The organism is Azospirillum doebereinerae, assembly GCF_003989665.1.
Classification (GTDB): Bacteria; Pseudomonadota; Alphaproteobacteria; order Azospirillales; family Azospirillaceae; genus Azospirillum; species Azospirillum doebereinerae.
Genome location: NZ_RZIJ01000027.1, coordinates 24,763 through 44,291 on the forward strand (window position 1 = coordinate 24,763; position 19,529 = coordinate 44,291).

A 19,529-nucleotide genomic window follows, 5' to 3' on the forward strand; every position below is an offset into this window, starting at 1 on the left:
TTGGTCGTCACACCGTGGCGGTTTCGTCGCCGACGACGAACAGCACCTTGCTGACCGGGTCGGGGTAGCCGGTGAACTCGACCTTGAAGACGCGCTCCTCGTCGAGCTTGTAGGCGAAGGTCATGGCGCCGGCGGTCGCCGCCAGCGGCACGGTGAAGTCCTCCGACTTGTCCGAGGCGGGCAGGGCGACCGGGTGGAGAACCAGCGTCTTGGCGACCGACAGCAGGTCGCGGCCGACGCCGTTGGTGACCTCGACCTTCTTCTTGGTCGCGTCGGCGCCGTCGGTGATCAGGGTGGCGCCGGGCATCACCTTGACCAGATTGCCCAGCGTCGTCTCGGCGAGCGGGCAGGTGACCTTCACCGTGCGGCCCATCACGTATTCGTTGATCTCGGTGTTGCCGAACTGGTCGACCGTCACCTTGTGCGTTTCGGTGCTGACGGCGACTTCGACGCCGCCCTTGGTGTAGCCGAGGTCGACGCCGTCGAAGAGGACGGAGCAGACGCCGAGCTTAACGTTCTTGGTATCGGACGCCATGACGGAAAAACTCCCTTGTGATGGAAGGCTGTGCTTGGAAAGGATCGCGCGGCGCCGGATGGCCCGGCGTCGCCATTTATCAGTCAAAATTGACTGTTTAGTCTAGGGAAAAATTCACATCGAACGTCACCGCGAACTCCAGGCCGGCGCCGTCCGCCTGCGGCGAGACCAGCGGCAGGTGGCGCGGCCGGCAGTGGTGGACATGATAGCCGCCGACCGTCTCGGAGCGGATGTCGAGGGCGACGGTGCAGGCCTGGACCTTGGTGAAGCCGCTGTCGGGGTCGGGGGCGCGGACGACGAGTTGAAAGCTTCCGGCCGGAAAATAGCCGGGCATCTCGTGATTGATCGGGGTCGGCGTCTGGGTGGCGCGCAGCATCACGCCTTCGATGGCGCTGGAGGGCATCGCGTAGGTGAAGAGATCGATGCCGGCAGTGCCGAGACCGGCGTCGTGCAGTCGGTCTTGGAAGGCTTCGAGACGCATCGGTGGAGCTCCTTGAGTAAGGTCGATGGCGGTGGAGTTGCGGAACGCTGCGGCGTCCGCCACAGGAACGCGCTCCGGATCGGCACCATTGGACTCAAAAGTAAGTCATTATTGACTTTTTGTCCAGCTCCGGTCGAAAACCACTCGACGCGTCCGATCTCGTCGATGGTCGGCGTTCCCGACATTGAACCATTCACTAAAAAGTGACTGATTTTCGATTTGCGGGTCTCCGCGTTTTCGCTATGGTGCCGGCAGGGCGTGACGGTTTCCGGCACGGCCCGTGGCAGAAGGTGGGGAATTGGCCATGAACGACGCTGCCCAGCGGCCCAGGAACGAGATGGTCCGGTTCCTCGGCAAGCGCATCGAAGATCTGAAGGGCGTGAAGAACCAGCGCGAAATCGCCGCCGATCTCGGTTACGAGCGGCCGAACATCATCTCCATGTTCAAGCAGGGCGACACCAAGGTTCCGCTGGACAAGATTCCGGCCCTCGCCAAATCCCTGGAAGTCGATTTCGGTTATCTGCTGCGCCTTGGAATCGAACAGTTCATGACGGGCGAAACGGAAAAGCTCGCGCATTTCATGGACCGCGTCGTCAGCGACGACGAATGGGAGGTGGTGCGGATGCTCCGCGAGGCGGCCGGAGACAGCGAGGTGGTCCTGGATGGCGGAAAGCGGGCCATCCTGCGCGACGCCGTGAAAAAAGCCTGGGATTGCCCATGAAGCGGTTCCACAAGCCGGCCGCCGCCGATGCGCGTTACCAGCGGCGAACGGGACCGGCGAGGAGCGCGTCCATCCGTCAGCCGGGCGCGTCGAAGGTCAGGGTGACGGCGTCCGCCGACCGCTGGGCGGGGCCGTGGTGGACCGCCTCGACGTTGTTGCCGTCGGGGTCGAACAGGAAGGCGGCGTAGTAGCCGGGATGATAGGCGCGCTCGCCCGGCTCCCCGTTGTCGCGCCCCCCGGCGGCGAGGCCCGCCGCGTGGAAACGGCGCACCGCGTCGTGGTCGCGCGCCTGGAAGGCCAGATGGACGTGGGTCCCCGGCTTTCCGGCGTCGATCCACAGCTCGTCGGCCGCGAGGTGGGTGTCGTCCTCGTCGACCGGAATGTCGAGCGTGCCCAGCACCGCCTTGTAGAAGCGTTTGGTCGCCGCAAGGTCCCTGGCGCGCAGATGGATGTGGTCGATCAGGCGTCCGCGCTTGAGTTCCATGGCTCCGCTCCCGTCAATTCCGCGTGTCCTCCCGATAACCGCGTGGCGCGCCTCGAGTCTCGGTCCGCCATCCCCGTCCCGCGCGAAGGTGGCGTTGTCCGGACGGTGGGGCATCGGCGCCCGGCGTCGGCGCTCTGGTGGAATTCCGCTGCGGGCTTTTGGCGAGGAGCGCCATGCCGCCTGACTTCCGGCGGTTTCTCCGTTATATTGGGTGCATCGGCCGGGACCGTCATTTGGCCGAAGATTCCCCATACGGAAGTTCTCTTTGCATGTCGTTTGAAAAATCCTCGGGTCCGCGCGTGCCGCGTCCCCAGTACAACAAGTCCCGTCCGCAGAACAACGGCCCGAGGCCGGCGTCCCGGTCGTCCTCCGGCGTGAACGGCTCCGCCCAGCAGAAGCACACGCAATGGCTGAGTCGCATGGCCGACGCGGAGCGGGCCGGCGACACCATCGAGGCGGAGAATTGCCGGCAGCACGCCGAACACTGGTTCCGCGTGACGCGCGGCCAGGATTGACCGGCGGCAAGGCATGGGGCCGCCCCCTGCTTCCCGCTGACGCTTGGGGGCGCGTCGTGATAAGAATCCCCCGGTGCCGAACAACCTGAAAGACCCGGTCGATGGCCATGCGGAGTTTGACGTCGGACGGCCAGCAGCGCCTTTCGGAGATTGCCCGCCGCCACGGCGTCAGCGAGGACGCCGTGCGCTCCATGCTGACGGCGCTGAGCAACGGCGGCGGCACCATGGCGCAGTTCAGCCACCCGGAGTTCGGCGGGTCGGGCCAATGGATGCGGGGCGGCATGACCATGGTCAGCGACCTCTTCAACAACGCGTTGAAGGCGACGGTCGACAACCTCTGCAACGACCTTTCCAACTTTTTGCTGAACCCGCCGATGGGCGCGTGGCAGGACGCGGAACCGGCCGCCAACTCCTCATGGCAGCAACAGCGGCAAGGCGACGGATCGTCGTTCGGCACGGGTTTCGGCGGCAACAACTGGTGGCCGGCGGAGCTGGGGATGCCGAATTCCAGCGGCGCGCAGAACGATCTGCGCTACGCCTATTTCCAGGACACGCGCCGTCTGGCGGTCGAGATCGCGGGCGCGCTGACCGTCTACGACACCGCCGACCACCGGATTTCCGGGGTGTCGCAGCAGCAGGGCAACGGCTGGACGCTCACCTTCACCAGCCAGTACGGCACCGTGCCGGTGTCCTCCCTGCGCGTGGTCGACAGCGGCCTGCGCCCGGCCGGCCCAGCCCCGTCGCCGCAGCCGTCCCTTGCTTCGGCCCCGGCCGCCCCGGAATTCGTTCCGGAGCCTGAACCGGCCCCGGCCCCGGCCCCGCCCCCGACCGCCGCGCCGCCGTCGCCGGAGTCGTTCGCCGGCACCGTGTGGTCGTTCGGGGAGTCCGGCAGCGACGCGGCCTCCACGCTCACCCTGGCGGCCGATGGGGGGATCGCCGGGGGGGACGCGCGGGTGCGCTACTGGTCGGCGGAGGACGGGACCCTGACCTTCTACGACACCGATGGCCGTTCCTCGGTGGCCTTCGCCCTTCCGGCCTCCGGAGCAACCGCGCCGGTGCTGCCGGGCCACGACCCGGCGCGTCCGGACCGGAGCTTCACGCTTCGCCCGCAGGCGCAGCAGCGGGATGCGGAAGCGCCGTCCGGGGAGGCCGCGCTGCCGGTGACCCTGACGGTCGGCGATTGGACGCTGGAGGACAACGGCGGAAACCGCCTTGGCGTCCTGCGCCTGCTGGCCGACGGACGGGTCGAGGGCGGGCGGGGAAGCGAAGCCAAATGGCGGATCAAGGACCATGGCGTCGACTTCCTGCACGGCAGCGGGCGGCCGACCTCCCGCTTCGACACCCTCCAGTTCCGCGCCGGACGCTGGACGCTGATCGGGGCGCCGCTCAACAACGAATCGGCGGCGCTTTTCCTCAAGCAGTCCTGACGCTTCTCAGCAGAGCGACAGCCAGAACACGCCGGAAAAGCTGAACAGCGTCGATGCCGCCGCCGCCAGCGACACGGCGAGTCCCACCGTGCGGGCGAAGCCGGCGGGCAGCCGCCTCAGCCGCAGGACGACCGCCACGACGGCGGCGGCGAGCCCGGCGAGCAGCAGGCAGAGCGCAAGCCGGAGGTGTGTGACCCCCGGCAAAAGCTCCGCGTCCTGCCAACCGAGCCGGCAGCCCGTCGCCTGAAGGCCGTAGAGGGCCAGGAAACCGACCGCCCAGATCGTGAACGCCGCGAGGATGGGGAGGAAGACGGGCCGGCTCGCGGGGCGTCCACTCATGGGACCGCCCCGTGGCGCGCCAGGGTGGCGAGCAGGCTCGGGAAGGCCAGCGCCACGCCGCCCGCGACCGCCGTGTAGTCGTGCCACAGCCGCCCGATCCGTAGGTCGAGGGTGCGGCGGGGGGACACGAAGCCCCGGCGAACGCGGTGGATCCCGTAGAGGGCGAGGACGAGGCCGATCCCGGCGTGCAGCCCGGCATAGGCCAGCACGGCGGCCATGGACGCCGCCGCCGCGTGGGCGGTCGGGTCGGGCAGGGCGGTCCAGGCCATCCAGGCGATCCCCGCCAGCGCCGCCGCATAACCGAGCGCGCCGGCGGTCAGCGCCGGCACCGCCCCCGCCGCCTTCCGCACCGCCCGGCGTCCCATCCCGGCCGCCAGCAGCAAGCCGAGCATGCCCAGCGCCTGCGCCGGGTAGGCCGTGCCGCCCAGCTGCTCCGGCGGCCAGTTCGGCGCCGACAGCCACAGGAAGAAGGCGCCGAACAGCAGCGAGACGTAGAGCGTGCCGTCCGCCGCCAGCGTGAAGACCATCGCCCACTGCGAGGGCGGGGCTTCGGCCTCGGCGTGATGCGGCGCCTCCTCGCCCCGGCCGATCGGCAGGGGGCCGAGATCCGCCGTCAGGCCGGTCTGCGGCGTCCAGCGCAGGAACAGGGCCAGCACGACCGCCGCGAACAGCGGCGCAGCCCAGTAGACCTTGAACAGCAGGGCCAGGAAGAACCCCCCGGTGGCCAGGGCGGTGGCCAGCGGCAGATGCGTCGGTCGCGGCAGGACGACGACCTGGTCGGGCCGCCCGGTCGCCATGTCGACGCCGAGCGTCTCCATCCAGCCGTTGCGGGTTCCGCCGAGATAGCCCCTCCCCGCCGCCAGCTCCGGACCGATCCGGTCGGGGTCGAGCGTGTCCGCCCGGCGGTCGATGGCCGGCAGGGCGGCGAAGCCGTAGGCGGTCGGCGGCGTCGGCATCGCCCATTCCAGCGTGCCGGCCTTCCACGGGTTGCGGCGGAAGGCCCGGCCGAACCGCGCGATCAGCAGCAGGTCGAGCGCCACCAGCGCGAAGCCCATCGCCATGACGAAGCTGCCGACGGAGGAGAGATAGTTCAGCGCCTCCCAGCCGGCGTCTGCTGGGTAGCTGTGGACCCGGCGCGGCATGCCGCGCAGCCCCGTCAGGTGCATCAGGAAGAAGGTCAGGTTGAAGCCTGCGAACACCATCCAGAAGGCGATCTTGGACAGGTGGTGCACCGGCTGCCGGCCGGTCAGGTGCGGCAGCCAGTAATAGGCGGCGGCCATCATCGGGAAGACGAAGCCGCCGACCAGCACGTAGTGCAGATGGGCGACGACGAAATGGGTGTCGTGGGCCTGCCAGTCGAAGGGCACCATCGCCAGCATGACACCGGTCAGCCCGCCGATCACAAAGACGGTGAAGAAACCGAAGACGTGCAGCATCGGCACCGAGAAGCGCGGGCGCCCATGGGCCAGCGTGCCGAGCCAGGCGAAGATCTGCACGGCCGTGGGCACCGCCACCAGCGCGCTCGCCGCCGAGAAGAAGGACAGCGCCACATGCGGGATGCCGGCCGCGTACATGTGGTGGACCCACAGCCCGAAGGACAGGAAGGCCATGGAGACGATGGCCGCCACCACCACCCGGTAGCCGGCGAGCGGCGTTCCGGCGAAGACCGGCACCAGGGTGGACAGGACGCCCGCCGCCGGCAGGAAGATGATGTAGACCTCCGGATGGCCGAACAGCCAGAACAGATGCTGCCACAGCAGCGGGTCGCCACCGCGCGTCGGATCGAAGAAGGGCAGGCCGAAGGCGCGCTCGGCCTCCAGCAGGATCGAGCCGAGGATCAGCGGCGGAAAGCCGATCAGCATCATGCCGGCCACCACCAGCATGTACCACGCGAAGATCGGCATGCGGTCGAGCGACATGCCGGGCGCGCGCAGCTTCAGCACCGTGACCAGGATCTCGACCGCCGCCGTCATCGCGGAGATCTCGACGAAGGTGATCCCCAGCAGCCAGACGTCGGCGTTGATGCCCGGCGTGTAGAGGCGGGACGACAGCGGCGTGTACATGAACCAGCCGCTGTCGGGCGCCACCCCACCGACCAGCGCCGCGACGACGATGCCCCCGCCGAACAGGTAGCACCAGAAGCCGTAGGCGGACATGCGCGGAAAGGCGAGGTCGCGCGCGCCCAGCATCTTGGGCAGCAGGTAGATCGCCATGCCCTCGAAGAAGGGGATGGCGAACAGGAACATCATGATCGTCCCGTGCATGGTGAAGACCTGCGCGTAGACGCCCGGATCCAGGAAGGGGCTCTGCGCCGAGGCCAGCTGCGTGCGGATCAGCATCGCCAGCACGCCGCCGATGAAGAAGAAGACCAGCGCCGTCAGCATGAAGCGCTTGCCGATGACGTTGTGGTTGACCGCCGCCAGCCGTTGCAGGCCGGGGCCGGTCGCCCAGATCGCGTCGAGCGCGCGATGGCGGTGGATCGCGTTCGGGTGACGTTCGGGCTCGTTGCTCATTCGGCTCCCGTCTCCGCTTTGGCCAGCTCCGCCGCGTAGCGCCCGGCCTCGTGGGCGCGCACGGTGAAGCGCATGTCGGTGTGGCTGACGCCGCAATACTCGGCGCAGACCCCGCCGAAGGTGCCGGGGGCCTCGGCCAGAAGGCGCAGCCGGGTCTCGTGGCCGGGGATCGCGTCGATCTTGCCGCCCAGCCGGGGCACCCAGAAGCTGTGGATCACGTCCTCGCTGGTGACCGTGATTTCGACGAGGCGCCCGGCGGGCAGGTGCAGCACCCCGACCGTCACCGGCGCTCCGGGCGTATCGGGGTAGGCGAAGCTCCACTGCCCCATGCGGGCGCGGGCCTCGACGCGCAGCGCCTCGGATCCCGGCCGGCCGAGCCGATACTCGCCCTGGAACAGCGCGTAGCCGAGCAGCGCCGTCAGGACCGGCAGCGGCAGCGCCAGCCCCCCGGCGACGATCCAGCCCTTGGCCGACAGGCGGCGCCCAAAGCCCGGACGCAGCACCGTCAGCAGGAACAGCCCGACGACCAGCGCGAAGAGCGGGATCGCCCCCAGCAGCATCGCCCACCACAGCCGGGCGATGGACTCCGCGAACGGCCCCGCCGGGTCCAGCGCCGACAGGTCGCCGCCGCAGCCGGCCAACGCCGGCAGGGCGGAAAACGGAAGCGCTTTCCGGAACAGGCCCCCCGCCCGCCGGGTTATGGGGAAAACAGGAGTCCCCTCATGAGCGACGCCAAGAACGAAGCCGACGACGCCGACAACCCGGTCATCGTCAAGGTCCAGGAGAAGGACACCACCTCGATGATCGCGGTGGCCGGCCATCCGCTCCACGCGATGTCGGTGCATTTCCCGATCGCCCTGGTCTTCGCCACGCTGGCCGCCGACGTCTTCTACTGGTGGTCGGGCGATTCCTTCTGGCTGCGGGCGGGGCTGTGGGCCTCCGGCGCCGCCTTCCTCACCGGGCTCGTCGCCGGGGCCATCGGCACGGTGGAGCTGCTGCTCGTCGCCGGCATCCGGGCGCGGGTGGCGAGTTGGGCGCACGGCGTCGCCGCCCTCACCATGCTGTCGATCGCCGGTCTCAACTGGGGCCTGCGGCTGCAGGATCCCGAGGTGGTGCTGCCGCACGGGCTGCTGGTCTCCCTGCTGGCGACGGGCATGACGGTGCTGGCCGGTTGGCATGGCGGAAAGCTGATCTTCCATCACGGGGTCGGCCTCATGGTGTCGTCGAAGGGGTGACGGACCACGGATTGAGCGGGTCGAGCAGGCGCCGCAACCCGCCCGGCTCGGACAGCGCCGCCGGAAGCTCCAGCGGCAACGTCGCCGGCTTGGCGAGGACCAGAAGCAGTATGGCCAGAACCGTCAGCGCGGTCAGGACCGTGGCGGCGGCGCAGCGCCAGGCGGGATAGCCCTCGCCCTCGCGGAACAGGCGGATGATGACGAGGCCGGTCAGGACATGCGCCACGCCCAGCAGCGCGACGAATCCGAGCTTCAGGGAAAACCAGGGAACGAAGACCTCGCGCAGGAAGATCAGCGCGACGCCGCTCGCCACCGCCGTGAAGGCGGCCGGCGACAGGATGTTGGTGTAGGCGAAGCGGACCGTCTTCTGGAGCCGGTAGAGCGACTGGTCGTCGGTGATGGCGGCGCGCTGCACGTAGAGGCTGGGCAGGCCGACGAGGCCGGCGGTCCACAGGGCGATGGCGGCGATGTGGACGAACTTCATGGCCTCGATCATGGACGCGCGTCTCCACGCGCCGCTCCGCCCAGCAGGGCGAACAGGCGGTGGAGCGCCACCGCGAGGTAGGGCAGCGCCGCCGGCACCCACATCAGCAGCCCGGCCAGCTGCTGGTCCTCCAGCGGCGTCAGCCCGAAGGGGGCCGTCGTCAGGGCGTGTTCCGCGAAGAGCGGCCGGCCGGCGAAGGTCAGCAGCGCGCCCAGCATCCCCATCTGCACGATGGCCCCCAGCGCCAGCGCCATCGTCGTCCCCGGCGCCGTGCGCGGCGACAGCAGCGCGTGCCAGAACCACACCGCCGAGACGGTCAGCGTCGCCTCCATCAGCCAATAGGCGGGCGTGCTCGACAGGGCGAAGCCGTAGGGACCGGGCGTGTGCCACAGCCACAGCAGGACGGTGTGGACCACGAAGGCCGCCTCGCCGCCGCGCGGCGTCACCGACCGGCGGACCAGCGTGTGCGCGATCAGCGGCGCCGCCCCGGCGACGATCACGAGATGGTGGGCGACCCGCGCCGAGAACAGCGCCGAGGCCAGCGCGCAGAGTGGCGAGACGAAGGCGACCGCCAGCAGCAGCACCGCCCCGATCCCGGCCCGGCGAGCGGACCGGTCGGGCTGGGAAAGGGCGAACAGGGACGCCAGGGCAAGCCCCGCCAGGACGGCCGGATCGAGGTTCCATGCGGACCACAGGCCGTCCGGAAGGGGGGCGGGACCGCAATAGGGAACCGTGTTCATGCCGCGCCGCTCCGTCGGGGGCCTTTGCCGTCGATGATCCTCACGCCCCCTCCCTCGGTTCCGCGTCGAAACGTAACGCCGGACGGACGCCCGTTGTTCCTTTGGCTTGGCCGTTGCTCCGCCGTCCGGCGGGTGGGGCGGGTGGGGTGGCATGGGCCGTGCGCATGGAACGCCGGCCGGACGGCGGGTGTTGGGATCGTATCGAACCCGTTCCCTTCCTTTTCCCACGCTCCGGAGATCGCTTTGCCTTCCGACGCCTCCGCCCCCAACGATCCCCAGCGCAGCGACGCCCCGGAAGAGCCCGGCCAGCCTGGAGCGCACAGGCCGCTGTCGGAGATGGAGGACGAGACCGTCCATTACGACGGTGCGGCGGGCGGCTGGGGATCGGTCGGCTCGCTGGCCCACGCGCTCGCCAGGGATCTGCCGGGGCCGGCGGTGGCCGACACGTTGCGGCGGCAGAACAAGCCGGGCGGCTTCATGTGCGTGTCCTGCGCCTGGACCAAGCCCGCCAAGCCGCACCCCTTCGAATTCTGCGAGAACGGCGCCAAGGCGACCTTCGCGGAGATGACCAAGCGCCGCTGCACCCCCGATTTCTTCGCCGAGCACACGGTGACCGACCTCAAAGGGTGGAAGGACCACGACCTGGAGATGCAGGGGCGGTTGACCCACCCGATGCGCTACGACGCCGGCACCGACCGCTACGTCCCCTGTACGTGGGAGGAGGCGTTCGCGGCCATCGGCGCCGAACTCAAGGGCATCGATCCGAAGACGGCGGTCTTCTACGCGTCGGGCCGCGCCAGCCTGGAGACCGCCTATCTCTACGCGCTGTTCGCGCGGATGTACGGGCACAACAACCTGCCCGACAGCTCCAACATGTGCCACGAGACCACCTCGGTCGGGCTCAAGACCGTGATCGGCTCGCCGGTGGGGACCTGCGTGCTGTCCGACTTCGACCAGTGCGACGCGATCTTCTTCTTCGGGCAGAACACGGGCTCGAACAGCCCACGCCTGCTGCACCCCTTGCAGGAGGCGGTCAAGCGCGGCGCGAAGATCGTCACCTTCAACCCGGTGCGCGAGCGCGGGCTGGAGGTCTTCAAGAACCCCCAGGCCCCGACCGAGATGCTGACGGGCCAGGAAACCCGGATCTCGACGCTGTATTTCCAGGTCAGGGCCGGCGGCGACATCGCGGCCATCACCGGCCTGATCAAGCACGTGCTCGCCGCCGACGCGCACAGCCACGCCACGCACGGCAAGCGGGTGCTCGACACCGACTTCATCGCCCAGCACACCACGGGCTTCGAGGCGATGAAGGCCAAGGTCGACGCGACGGGCTGGGAGGCCATCGAGAAGGAATCGGGCTTGACCCGCGATGAGTTGGAACAGGCCGCGCGGATCTACATCGAGGCCGACCGCTCCATCGCGATGTACGGCATGGGGCTGACCCAGCACGTCCACGGCTCCGACAACATCGCGGCCCTGACCAACCTATGGCTCCTGAAGGGCAACATCGGCCGCGACGGCGCCGGCATCTCTCCGGTGCGCGGCCATTCCAACGTGCAGGGCCAGCGCACCGTCGGCATCTCCGAGAAGCCTGAACTGGTGCCGCTCGACCGCATCGCCGAGCAGTTCGGCTTCGAGCCGCCGCGCGACGAAGGGCTGAACACCGTCAAGGCCTGCGAGAAGATCCTGACCGGCGAGGTGAAGGCCTTCATCGGCCTCGGCGGCAACTTCCTGCGCGCCATCCCCGAGCGGGAGCGGATGGAGGAGGCTTGGCCACGGATGCGCCTGACCGTGCAGATCGCGACCAAGCTGAACCGCAGCCACCTGATCAACGGAAGGGTCGCCTATCTGCTGCCCTGCCTTGGCCGTTCGGAGGAGGACCGGCAGGCAAGCGGGCCGCAGACCGTGACGGTCGAGGACAGCCTGAGCTGCATCCACGGTTCGGTCGGCAAGAACGAACCGGCGAGCGAACACCTCAAGTCGGAGGTCGCCATCGTCGCCGGGCTGGCCAGGGCGACGCTGTCCCCCAACCCGAAGGCACCATGGGAGACCTGGACCGCCGACTACGCCACGATCCGCAGCCGGATCCAGCAGACCTACCCGGACCAGTTCGACCGCTTCAACGAGCGCCTGTTCACGCCCGGCGGCTTCTACCGGGGCAACACGGCGCGCGAGCGCATCTGGAAGACCAAGAGCGGCAAGGCGCAGTTCACCGCGCCGGAGCGGCTGAACGCGATGGGCGTCGGCGACGCGCCCGAGCGCTGGCGGCTGATCACCATGCGTTCCAACGACCAGTTCAACACGACGATCTACGGCTATTCGGACCGCCTGCGCGGCATCGAGGGCACCCGCGACGTGCTGCTGATGAACCCGGAGGACATCGCGGCGGCGGGGCTGACCGAAGGTCAGGTCGTCGGGCTGGCGAGCGACGCGGAGGACGGGGTGGACCGCCGGGTGGGCGGGTTGACCGTCACTCCCTTCCTATTGCCGCGCGGCTGCATCGGTTCCTATTACCCGGAGATGAACCCCCTGATCCCGCTCTGGTACCACGACCAAGCGTCGAAGACCCCGGCGGCGAAGAGCGTGCCGGTGCGGATCGTCGCTTAAGCAGGATTGTGGAGGTTCAAGTCCCGTTTGCCCCCACCCTTCCTCCCCCGCTAAGCGGGGGAGGGGACGGCCGCTGGATTTTGGCAAAGCTCCTATCCCCTCCCCCGCCCAGCGGGGGAGGGAAGGGGTGGGGGCATGCGTGGCATGGACTCCACACCCCTTCCTGGAAGCCGCTCCGCTCTCACGCCGCGGCGCGGACGGCGTCGATGAAGGCGCGCAGGGCGGGCGCCATCTGCCGTTGCCGGGGGTAGCACAGGAAACGCCCGGGAAACGGCGCGGACCAGGGCTCGAGCAGCGGGACCAGCCGTCCCTCGGCAATGGGGCGCGCCACCGCGTCCTCGACCGCGAAACCAATCCCGATGCCGTCCAGCGCCGCGCGGACCGCCATGTCCTTGTCGTTGACGATCAGCGGTCCGTCGACCGCCACCTCGAACCACGACCCGTTCTCGAAGAACTCCCAGGCGTAGGGCGTCACATGGCCCGGCCAGCGCCAGCGCAGGCAGCGGTGGTGCACCAGATCGCGCGGGTGGTCCGGACGTCCGTGCGCCGCGAGATAGGCGGGCGAGGCCACGGCGATCTGACGCAGCTCCGGGCCGAGCCGCACCGCGACCATGTCGCGCTCGATCACCTCGCCGATCCGGATAGCGGCGTCGAAGCCGCCCGCCACCACATCGACCACCGCGTCGTCCAGCGTGATGTCGAGCACGACATCCGGATAATCCCGCGCGAAGGCCGGGAGGATGGGGTCGATGTACCTCTCCGCCGCCGACCGGAAGCTGTGGACGCGCACGGTCCCGGCGGGGCGTTCGCGGTGCCGTTGCGCGTGCCCGATGGCGTCGCCCAGTTCCGACACGGCGGGGCGCACGCGCAGGAACAGGGTTTCGCCCGCCTCCGTCAGCGCGACGCTGCGCGTGGTGCGGTTGAAGAGCCGCACGCCAACCCGCTCCTCGAAGCCGCGCACCAGCTGGCTGAGAGCGGAGGGGGAGACGCCCAGCCGGTGCGCGGCCTGGCTGAAGCTCAACGCCTCGCCGACCGCCACGAAGGCCCGGAGCTGGTTGTAGTCGCTGCCCGACAGCAAGGGTTCCATCGGATCAGGAAACGATTTTTCAGCCCAGCTTACAAGCGCTGTCAGAAGAGGGGGCATTCTGAACCCAGTTCGCCGGGTGTATCCCTGTCTCCGCAACCAAGGAGACGACTCATGACCACATGGTTCATCACGGGCATTTCGCGCGGGCTCGGCCTGTCCCTGGCCAAGGCGGCGCTGGCGGAGGGCGACACGGTCATCGGGACGGTCCGAAACGGCACCCCCGACCTGCCGGCGGACCGGGGCACGCTGCACGTCGTGACGCTCGACGTGTCCGACGGGGCGGCGGCGGAGGCGGCGGTCGCCCAGGCCTTCGCCCAGGCGGGGCGCATCGACGTGATCGTCAACAACGCGGGCTACGGCCTGCTGGGGGCCATCGAGCAGGCGAGCGACGCGGAGGTCGCGCGGCTGTTCGCGACCGACGTGTTCGGCCCCTTCCGCATTATCCGGGCGGCCTTGCCCCATCTCCGCGCCCAGGGCTCCGGTCACATCGTCAACGTCACGTCGATCGCCGGGCGCGCGCCGGGCGCCGGTGCCGGCCTCTACGCGGCGGCCAAGCACGCGCTCGAAGGGCTGTCGGCCAGCCTCGCGCAGGAGGTCGCCCCGTTCGGGATCAAGGTGACGGCGGTGGCCCCCGGCGCGTTCCGGACCGACTTCCTGTCCGCCCACTCGATCCGCAAGAGCGACGCCGATCCGGCCTACGCCGCCAGCGTCGGGCGCAGCTCCGCCGCCTTCGACGCCATGGCCGGCCGCCAGCTCGGCGATCCCGACCGCGCGGCGCAGGCCATCCTCGCGCTCGTGCGGTCGGACAACCCGCCGCTCCACCTGCTGCTCGGATCGGACGCGCTGCGCCGCGCCCGCGAAAAGCTCGACGCCGTGATCGGGGAGATCGACGCCTGGGAGGATCTGACGCGCGGCACCGATTTCACCGTGAACGCCTGACGGGGTGCGTAACGGCTCCCAAATCCTGACCCCGGTCACGGCACCAGGATCAGGCGCGCGTGCCTCTTGCGTCCCGCCGACAGCGTGGCTTCCGCGACGGTGACGATGGCCGCCTCATCGCTGACGGGCTCTCCGTCCAAGCGCGCGCCGCCCTCGCGGATCAGGCGCCGCGCGGCGCCCTTGGACGGCGACAGGCCGGTTGCCACCAGCGCATCGACCAACGGCAACCCGCCGGGGTGCTCAGCCCGGCTCAACCGGGTCTGCGGCAGGCCGTCGCCGGCATGGCCATTCCCCCCGCCACCGGCTCCGGACAGGCCGCGCGCGGCCGCGGCCGCGCGGTCCGCCTCGGCGGGACCATGGCAGAGCCGGGTGGCCTCGGTCGCCAGCACGATCTTCGCCTCGTTGATCTCGGCGCCTTGGAGCCTTTCCAGCCGGGCGATCTCGCCGAGCGGCAGCTCGGTGAACAGCCGTAGGAAGCGGCCGACGTCGGCGTCCTCGGTGTTGCGCCAGAACTGCCAGAAATCGAAGGGGGAGCGCGCGTCGGCGTTCAGCCACACGGCGCCGCCCGCCGTCTTGCCCATCTTGGTGCCCGACGCGGTGGTCAGCAACGGCGTGGTCAGCCCGAAGAGCTGGCGCCCCTCGACCCGACGGGCCAGCTCGATGCCGTTGACGATGTTGCCCCATTGGTCCGACCCGCCCATCTGCAACAGGCAGCCGTGGCGGCGCGCCAGCTCCAGGAAATCATAGGCCTGGAGGATCATGTAGTTGAACTCCAGGAAGGTCAGCGGCTGCTCGCGCTCCAGCCGCTGCTTGACGGAGTCGAAGCTCAGCATGCGGTTGACGGTGAAGTGCCGGCCGATGTCGCGCAGAAAGGGGACGTGGTCCAGCCGGTCCAGCCAGTCGGCGTTGTCGACCATGCGGGCGTCGGCCGCCCCCTCGCCGAAGTCCAGGTACTGGCCGAACACGCGGCCCAGCCCGGCGGCGTTCGAGGATATCCGGGCGTCGTCCAGCATCGGCCGGCTGGTGTCGCGGAAGCTGGGATCCCCGATCCGGGTGGTGCCGCCGCCGATCAGCACGATGGGGCGGTTGCCGGTCTTCTGGAGCCAGCGCAGCGCCATGATCGACAGCAGATGCCCGACATGCAGGCTGTCCGCCGTGGCGTCGAACCCGACATAGGCGGTCAGCGCACCGCCGGGGGCGCCGTCAAGCGCGGCGCCGGTCAGCCCGGCCAGATTGGCGTCCGGGTCGCTGCATTGATGGAGGAAGCCGCGCTCGCGCAGGACATGGACGAAATCGGCGGCGGATGAAGAGGATGACATTGGAACGGGTCTCGACGGTTGGGCCGTGCCCCCGGAGACTGTCCTGTTCGTTGAAGACCATGGCCGCCGGAGTGCGGCGGCATGGTTTCGGGTATGACCGATCGACGCCGCGCTATGGGAGCGGCGGATAATAAACCGGAACGGTGACGAGGAAGGCGATGCGGTCGGTCATGACGCTCTCCTACACCCGCCCGCGCGAAAGATCCATCCCCGCATTGGCGTTCGCCCCCCGGTCCGGTCCGGCCAAGCGCAGCGAGACCTCGAACAGCGCACCGCGTTCCGATGGCAGCAGCGCGATGGTCCCGCCATGCGCCTCGACCAGCCCCCGCGCGATGGCAAGGCCGAGGCCGGTGCCGCCGCTCCCGCGCGCGGTGGTGAAGAACGGGGTGAAGACACGCCCGGCGTTGGCGGGCGAGACGCCCGGCCCGTCGTCCTCGACCCGCAGGACCGCGCGGTCGTCCCCGTTCGGTGGTGTGACGGCCGACAGCGTCACGACCACCCGCGCGTGCGGGCCCGCGTGGTGGCGGGCGTTGCCGACAAGGTTCGCCAGGACGCTTTCCAACGCCTCCAGCCCCATGGCGACCGGCAGCGAGGCCGGCAGCGAGGTCTCAGCGCCGTGGTGTTCGGCGAGCCGGGCCGCGACCGGCACGGCGTCGGTCACGGCGTCCCCGCCCACCGTCATGACGTCGGCCCGCGCCAGTTCCAGCAGACGGCGGACGAGGCGGGACAGGCGTTCGGCCTCCGCGTCCATGTTGGCGAGGAAGCGCTCCCGCTCCTCGGGCGACATGCTGTCCAGATGGTCGCGCAGCAGCTCGACGGTGCCGCGGATGGTCGTCAGCGGGGTCTTGAACTCGTGCGAGACATGGGCGGCGAAGTCGCGGATGTAGTCCGCCCGCTGCTCCAGCGTCCCGGCCATGCGGGTCAGCGCCTCCGACAGCTCGGCCACCTCGCGCACCAGCGGCCCCGGCAACGGCGTCATCACCCCGCGTTCGCCGTCCGCCGTGCGCTTGGCCAGCGCCGTCACCGCGCGCAGGGGGCGGCCGATGGCGACGGTCCCCACCCGCGCCAGCAGGCCGACCGACACCAGCAGCAGCGCCGCCAGCCCGGCCAGATGCCACCGCTTGCCGTAGAGGGTGTCGGCGAGGCTGCGCGGCGTGCGCGACACCAGCACCACCCCGACGACACGCCCGGCGTCGAGCACGGGCTGGGCGGTGAAGATCCGCAGCGGACGGCCGGGCGCCGGCACGCTCTGGCCGTTCGCCAGGGCGTGGCGGCTGATGCGTTCGCGCAGCACGCTGGCCGGCTCGCCGGACAGGGCGCGCCGGACCTCCTCCTGATCGCCGAGCGACAGGCCCAACTCCTCGCCGGTGCTGGCGACGACGATGCCGTGGCGGTCGGTGACCCGCATCCCGGCCAGGGTGATGCGCTGCGCCTCGCGCAGGACGGGCCCGAGCGACGCGCCGGCCAGCACGGCCGCCGGATCGGGCGGCGTCGCGGCGGGCGACGGGTCGGGGGCGGAGGGCAGGATCGGGTCGTCGGCCAGATCCAGGCTGGCGAAGCGTGGGGTCCAGGGCGGCTCGAACCCCGGCGGGCGCATCCAGGCCGGGTCGAGCGGCGGGGCGCCGTCGTCCGGCCGCCCGCCGGACCGGCGCCAAGCCTCGCGGTAGAAGGCCGCGACGACGCCGGCCTGGGCGATCAGTTCCGACTCCGTCTGGCGGATCAGGGCGCTTTCGTAGAGGCGCAGAAACCAGATGCCGCTCAACGGCAGCACCAGCGCCGCCAGGGTCATCGCCAGCAGCACCGTCCCGATCGACAGGCGCCGCGCCACCCGGCGCCGCATCAGCGGCAGTCCGACAGCTTGTAGCCCAGCCCGTGGACGGTCTCGACCGGCGCGCCGCCCACGGCCTGGAACTTCGACCGCACCCGCCGGATGTGGCTGTCGACGGTGCGGTCGGCCACGTAGCGCTCCGTGGCGTAGGCGCCGTCCATCAGGGCGTCGCGGCTGAACACCTTGCCCGGACGCTCGGCCAGGGTGCGCAGCAGTCCGAACTCGGTGGCGGTCAGCACCACCTCCGCCGCGTCCCAGAAGGCGCGGACGCCGTCGAGATCCAGGCGCAGGCGGTTGTGGCGAAGCTCCGGGGGAGCCTCCGGCATGGGGGAAGGCGGGGCCGGCGACGCCGGTTCGGGCGGGGCCATGCGGCGCAGCACCGCCTTGACCCGCGCCACCAGTTCGCGCGGGGAGAAGGGCTTGGTGACGTAGTCGTCGCCCCCCAGTTCCAGGCCGAGGATGCGGTCGATCTCGTCGTCGCGCGACGACAGGAAGATGATCGGGACCCGGCTGGTGCGGCGCAGTTGGCGGCAAACCTCGGTCCCGTCCAGCTCGGGCATCGTGATGTCCAGCAGGATCAGGTCGGGCGTCTCCCCTTGCGCCAGCGCCAGCCCCTGGGCGCCGTCCCCCGCCTCGACGACGGCGAAGCCCTCCCGCGCCAGGGCGAAGCGGACGATGTCGCGGATGTGGGGATCGTCGTCGATCAGCAGGATCTTGGGCATGGCGGCGCCACTCTACCCGATAAGCTGCACCGATTCTGCACAGACATTGCGCCAAGGTTGCACGGGCGCGTCATCGCCACGGCACGGAGGGATGCCACGGTGGGGCATGACCCGGTCCCGGTCCGCCGCCCCCTGGCGGAACGCCGGCCACACCCCGCAACGCGGAGAGCCCGTATGAGCATGCCGTCCGATCCCCCGAAGCCGAGAGCCCCGGCCCCACCCGTTCCCCGCCGACGCTGGTCCCTGAAGCTCCTGCAAATCATTCTGCTTCTGCTGCTGACCCTGGCCGCGAGCTGGCCGATCGCGGGGATCGTCGAGGAGCGCGAGGCGCGGCAATCCGTGCTGCGGGAGGAGTTCGTGCGGAGCTGGGGGCTGAGGCAGGTCGTCCGCCCGCCGACCCTGGCGGTGCCCTACCGCACCGCCACGGGCCGTGGGCCGTATTACCTGAAGCTGGCCCCCCGGGAGCTGACCACGCAGGTAACGCTGGTGCCCGAGCAGAAGAAGCGCGGCCTGTTTTCCGCCACCGTCTATACGGCGACCGTGGAGATGACGGGCAGCGTCTCGATCCCGTTCTGGCCCAACATCGAGCAGGTCGTCGGCGAGGGCAGCACCATCGACTGGAAGAAGTCGGTCGTCATGATGCAGGCGACGGAGCTGGGGGGCATGACGACCGACGATCACATCGTCTGGAACGGGGTGAAGCTGCCTTGGCGCAGTTGCGCCGAGGCGATCGGCAGTTCCGCCGATTGCAAGGGGGCGGTGCTCGTCGCCAATCCAAACATGCCCCCCGATCCCTCGTCGGAGACGGACATCCCGTTCAAGGCGATGGTGACGCTGCGCGGAACCGGCGACTTCCGGCAGATCCTGGACGCACGGGAGAGCACGACGATCATCAAGGCGCCCTGGTCGACGCCGAGTTTCGTGGGCACGATGCTGCCGTCGCGCCAGCGTGTCGGCGACAATGGCTTCGAGGCGGAATGGTTCACCGTGAATTACGCCAAGTGGCTGATCCGGAGCACGGGCACGCTGTCGGAGAACGTTTCGCTCCAGGACTGCGAGTCGGTCGGCGTCGATCTGCTGGAGGCGGTCCCCACCTACCGGATGATCAACCGTGCCTCGAAATACACGATCCTCTTCGTCGTCCTGTCCTTCACCGTCTACGCGCTGTTCGAACTGCTTTCCACCGTGCGGATCCACAATGTGCAGTACGGGCTGCTCGGGCTGTCGATGACGCTGTTCAACCTCCTGCTGGTGTCCTTCGCCGAGCCGCTAGGCTACGCCGCCGGCTATGGGATCAGCACGGCGCTGGTCCTGACCCAGGCGACGCTCTACACCGCCGCCGTCACCCGGCGCGCACTGCCCACCGTGATCTTCGGCGCCGTGCTGTCCACCCTGTTCGGCTTCCTCTACGTGCTGCTCAGCATGGAAACCTACGCGCTGCTGGCGGGGTCGGTCGCGCTGTTCGTGGTGCTGTCGGCGGTCATGGCGGTCACCCAGCGCATCGACTGGCGGGCGGAGGAATCGTGAGAGCCCGGTTCGTAAAGCCCCCGTCC

The 19,529-nt window shown here is 69.9% G+C and carries 19 protein-coding genes; 7 read left to right on the forward strand and 12 right to left on the reverse strand.

Going from position 1 to position 19,529, the window contains the following annotated elements; genetic code table 11:
- Positions 1-7: 7 nt before the first annotated feature.
- Complete coding sequence (locus EJ913_RS25530) at positions 8-535, reverse strand: hypothetical protein (protein WP_127003247.1); 528 nt, start codon at positions 533-535, stop codon at positions 8-10.
- Positions 536-632: 97 nt separating this feature from the next.
- Complete coding sequence (locus EJ913_RS25535) at positions 633-1,016, reverse strand: phage tail terminator protein (RefSeq protein WP_127003249.1); 384 nt, start codon at positions 1,014-1,016, stop codon at positions 633-635.
- A gap of 304 nt (positions 1,017-1,320) precedes the next feature.
- On the opposite strand from EJ913_RS25535, the gene EJ913_RS25540 reads away from it, so the two are divergent.
- Positions 1,321-1,737 carry a hypothetical protein gene (locus EJ913_RS25540; protein ID WP_127003251.1) on the forward strand — a complete coding sequence of 139 codons (417 nt, stop codon included), beginning with the start codon at positions 1,321-1,323 and terminating at the stop codon, positions 1,735-1,737.
- 76 nt (positions 1,738-1,813) lie between these two features.
- Here the strand turns inward: EJ913_RS25540 and EJ913_RS25545 are convergent, their stop codons facing one another.
- Complete coding sequence (locus EJ913_RS25545) at positions 1,814-2,221, reverse strand: VOC family protein (RefSeq protein WP_127003253.1); 408 nt, start codon at positions 2,219-2,221, stop codon at positions 1,814-1,816.
- A gap of 269 nt (positions 2,222-2,490) precedes the next feature.
- On the opposite strand from EJ913_RS25545, the gene EJ913_RS25550 reads away from it, so the two are divergent.
- Entirely contained in the window at positions 2,491-2,736 is a 246-nt protein-coding gene (locus EJ913_RS25550) for a DUF4167 domain-containing protein (RefSeq protein WP_127003256.1), read from the forward strand.
- Between the two features lie 107 nt (positions 2,737-2,843).
- A complete protein-coding gene (locus tag EJ913_RS25555; RefSeq protein WP_127003258.1) occupies positions 2,844-4,163 on the forward strand; it encodes a hypothetical protein in 1,320 nt (439 codons plus the stop codon).
- Positions 4,164-4,169: 6 nt separating this feature from the next.
- Here the strand turns inward: EJ913_RS25555 and EJ913_RS25560 are convergent, their stop codons facing one another.
- The 3 genes from EJ913_RS25560 to EJ913_RS25570 are packed head-to-tail and all read right to left on the reverse strand — an operon-like array spanning position 4,170 to position 7,656.
- A complete protein-coding gene (locus tag EJ913_RS25560) occupies positions 4,170-4,502 on the reverse strand; it encodes a hypothetical protein (protein WP_127003260.1) in 333 nt (110 codons plus the stop codon).
- A complete protein-coding gene (ctaD, locus tag EJ913_RS25565; RefSeq protein WP_127003262.1) occupies positions 4,499-7,015 on the reverse strand; it encodes a cytochrome c oxidase subunit I in 2,517 nt (838 codons plus the stop codon). The genes EJ913_RS25560 and ctaD overlap by 4 nt, the downstream gene beginning before the upstream one ends.
- A complete protein-coding gene (locus EJ913_RS25570) occupies positions 7,012-7,656 on the reverse strand; it encodes a cytochrome c oxidase subunit II (RefSeq protein ID WP_211099041.1) in 645 nt (214 codons plus the stop codon). The genes ctaD and EJ913_RS25570 overlap by 4 nt, the downstream gene beginning before the upstream one ends.
- Positions 7,657-7,737: 81 nt before the next feature.
- Between EJ913_RS25570 and EJ913_RS25575 the strand changes: the two genes are divergently transcribed.
- The gene (locus tag EJ913_RS25575; protein ID WP_127003266.1) at positions 7,738-8,250 is read left to right on the forward strand and encodes a DUF2231 domain-containing protein; all 513 of its coding nucleotides are present in this window, start codon (positions 7,738-7,740) and stop codon (positions 8,248-8,250) included.
- Here EJ913_RS25575 and EJ913_RS25580 read toward each other — a convergent pair.
- Both EJ913_RS25580 and EJ913_RS25585 read right to left on the reverse strand, forming a co-directional pair.
- Positions 8,228-8,746 (reverse strand): CopD family protein, encoded by a 519-nt coding sequence (locus tag EJ913_RS25580; RefSeq protein WP_127003268.1) that lies wholly within the window; start codon positions 8,744-8,746, stop codon positions 8,228-8,230. The genes EJ913_RS25575 and EJ913_RS25580 overlap by 23 nt on opposite strands.
- Positions 8,743-9,474: a cytochrome c oxidase assembly protein gene (locus tag EJ913_RS25585; RefSeq protein ID WP_127003270.1), complete on the reverse strand. Its 732-nt coding sequence runs from the start codon at positions 9,472-9,474 to the stop codon at positions 8,743-8,745. The genes EJ913_RS25580 and EJ913_RS25585 overlap by 4 nt, the downstream gene beginning before the upstream one ends.
- A 243-nt stretch (positions 9,475-9,717) precedes the next feature.
- On the opposite strand from EJ913_RS25585, the gene EJ913_RS25590 reads away from it, so the two are divergent.
- Positions 9,718-12,081, forward strand: a complete 2,364-nt coding sequence (locus tag EJ913_RS25590; protein ID WP_244939487.1) for an FdhF/YdeP family oxidoreductase — start codon at positions 9,718-9,720, stop codon at positions 12,079-12,081.
- Between the two features lie 181 nt (positions 12,082-12,262).
- Here EJ913_RS25590 and EJ913_RS25595 read toward each other — a convergent pair whose 3' ends face one another.
- The gene (locus tag EJ913_RS25595; protein ID WP_127003272.1) at positions 12,263-13,168 is read right to left on the reverse strand and encodes a LysR family transcriptional regulator; all 906 of its coding nucleotides are present in this window, start codon (positions 13,166-13,168) and stop codon (positions 12,263-12,265) included.
- Between the two features lie 111 nt (positions 13,169-13,279).
- Between EJ913_RS25595 and EJ913_RS25600 the strand changes: the two genes are divergently transcribed.
- The gene (locus EJ913_RS25600; protein ID WP_127003274.1) at positions 13,280-14,107 is read left to right on the forward strand and encodes an oxidoreductase; all 828 of its coding nucleotides are present in this window, start codon (positions 13,280-13,282) and stop codon (positions 14,105-14,107) included.
- 35 nt (positions 14,108-14,142) lie between these two features.
- Here the strand turns inward: EJ913_RS25600 and tyrS are convergent, their stop codons facing one another.
- The 3 genes from tyrS to EJ913_RS25615 form a co-directional block, all read right to left on the reverse strand.
- A complete protein-coding gene (tyrS, locus tag EJ913_RS25605) occupies positions 14,143-15,426 on the reverse strand; it encodes a tyrosine--tRNA ligase (RefSeq protein ID WP_127003276.1) in 1,284 nt (427 codons plus the stop codon).
- A 181-nt stretch (positions 15,427-15,607) separates the two neighbouring features.
- Positions 15,608-17,266, reverse strand: coding sequence for a sensor histidine kinase (locus EJ913_RS25610; RefSeq protein ID WP_127003278.1), 1,659 nt, complete (start codon positions 17,264-17,266; stop codon positions 15,608-15,610).
- Positions 17,266-17,976: a response regulator transcription factor gene (locus EJ913_RS25615; protein ID WP_127003280.1), complete on the reverse strand. Its 711-nt coding sequence runs from the start codon at positions 17,974-17,976 to the stop codon at positions 17,266-17,268. The genes EJ913_RS25610 and EJ913_RS25615 overlap by 1 nt, the downstream gene beginning before the upstream one ends.
- A 174-nt stretch (positions 17,977-18,150) precedes the next feature.
- Here EJ913_RS25615 and creD point away from each other — a divergent pair, with 174 nt between their 5' ends.
- Entirely contained in the window at positions 18,151-19,503 is a 1,353-nt protein-coding gene (gene creD, locus EJ913_RS25620; RefSeq protein WP_127003282.1) for a cell envelope integrity protein CreD, read from the forward strand.
- Positions 19,504-19,529 lie beyond the last annotated feature (26 nt).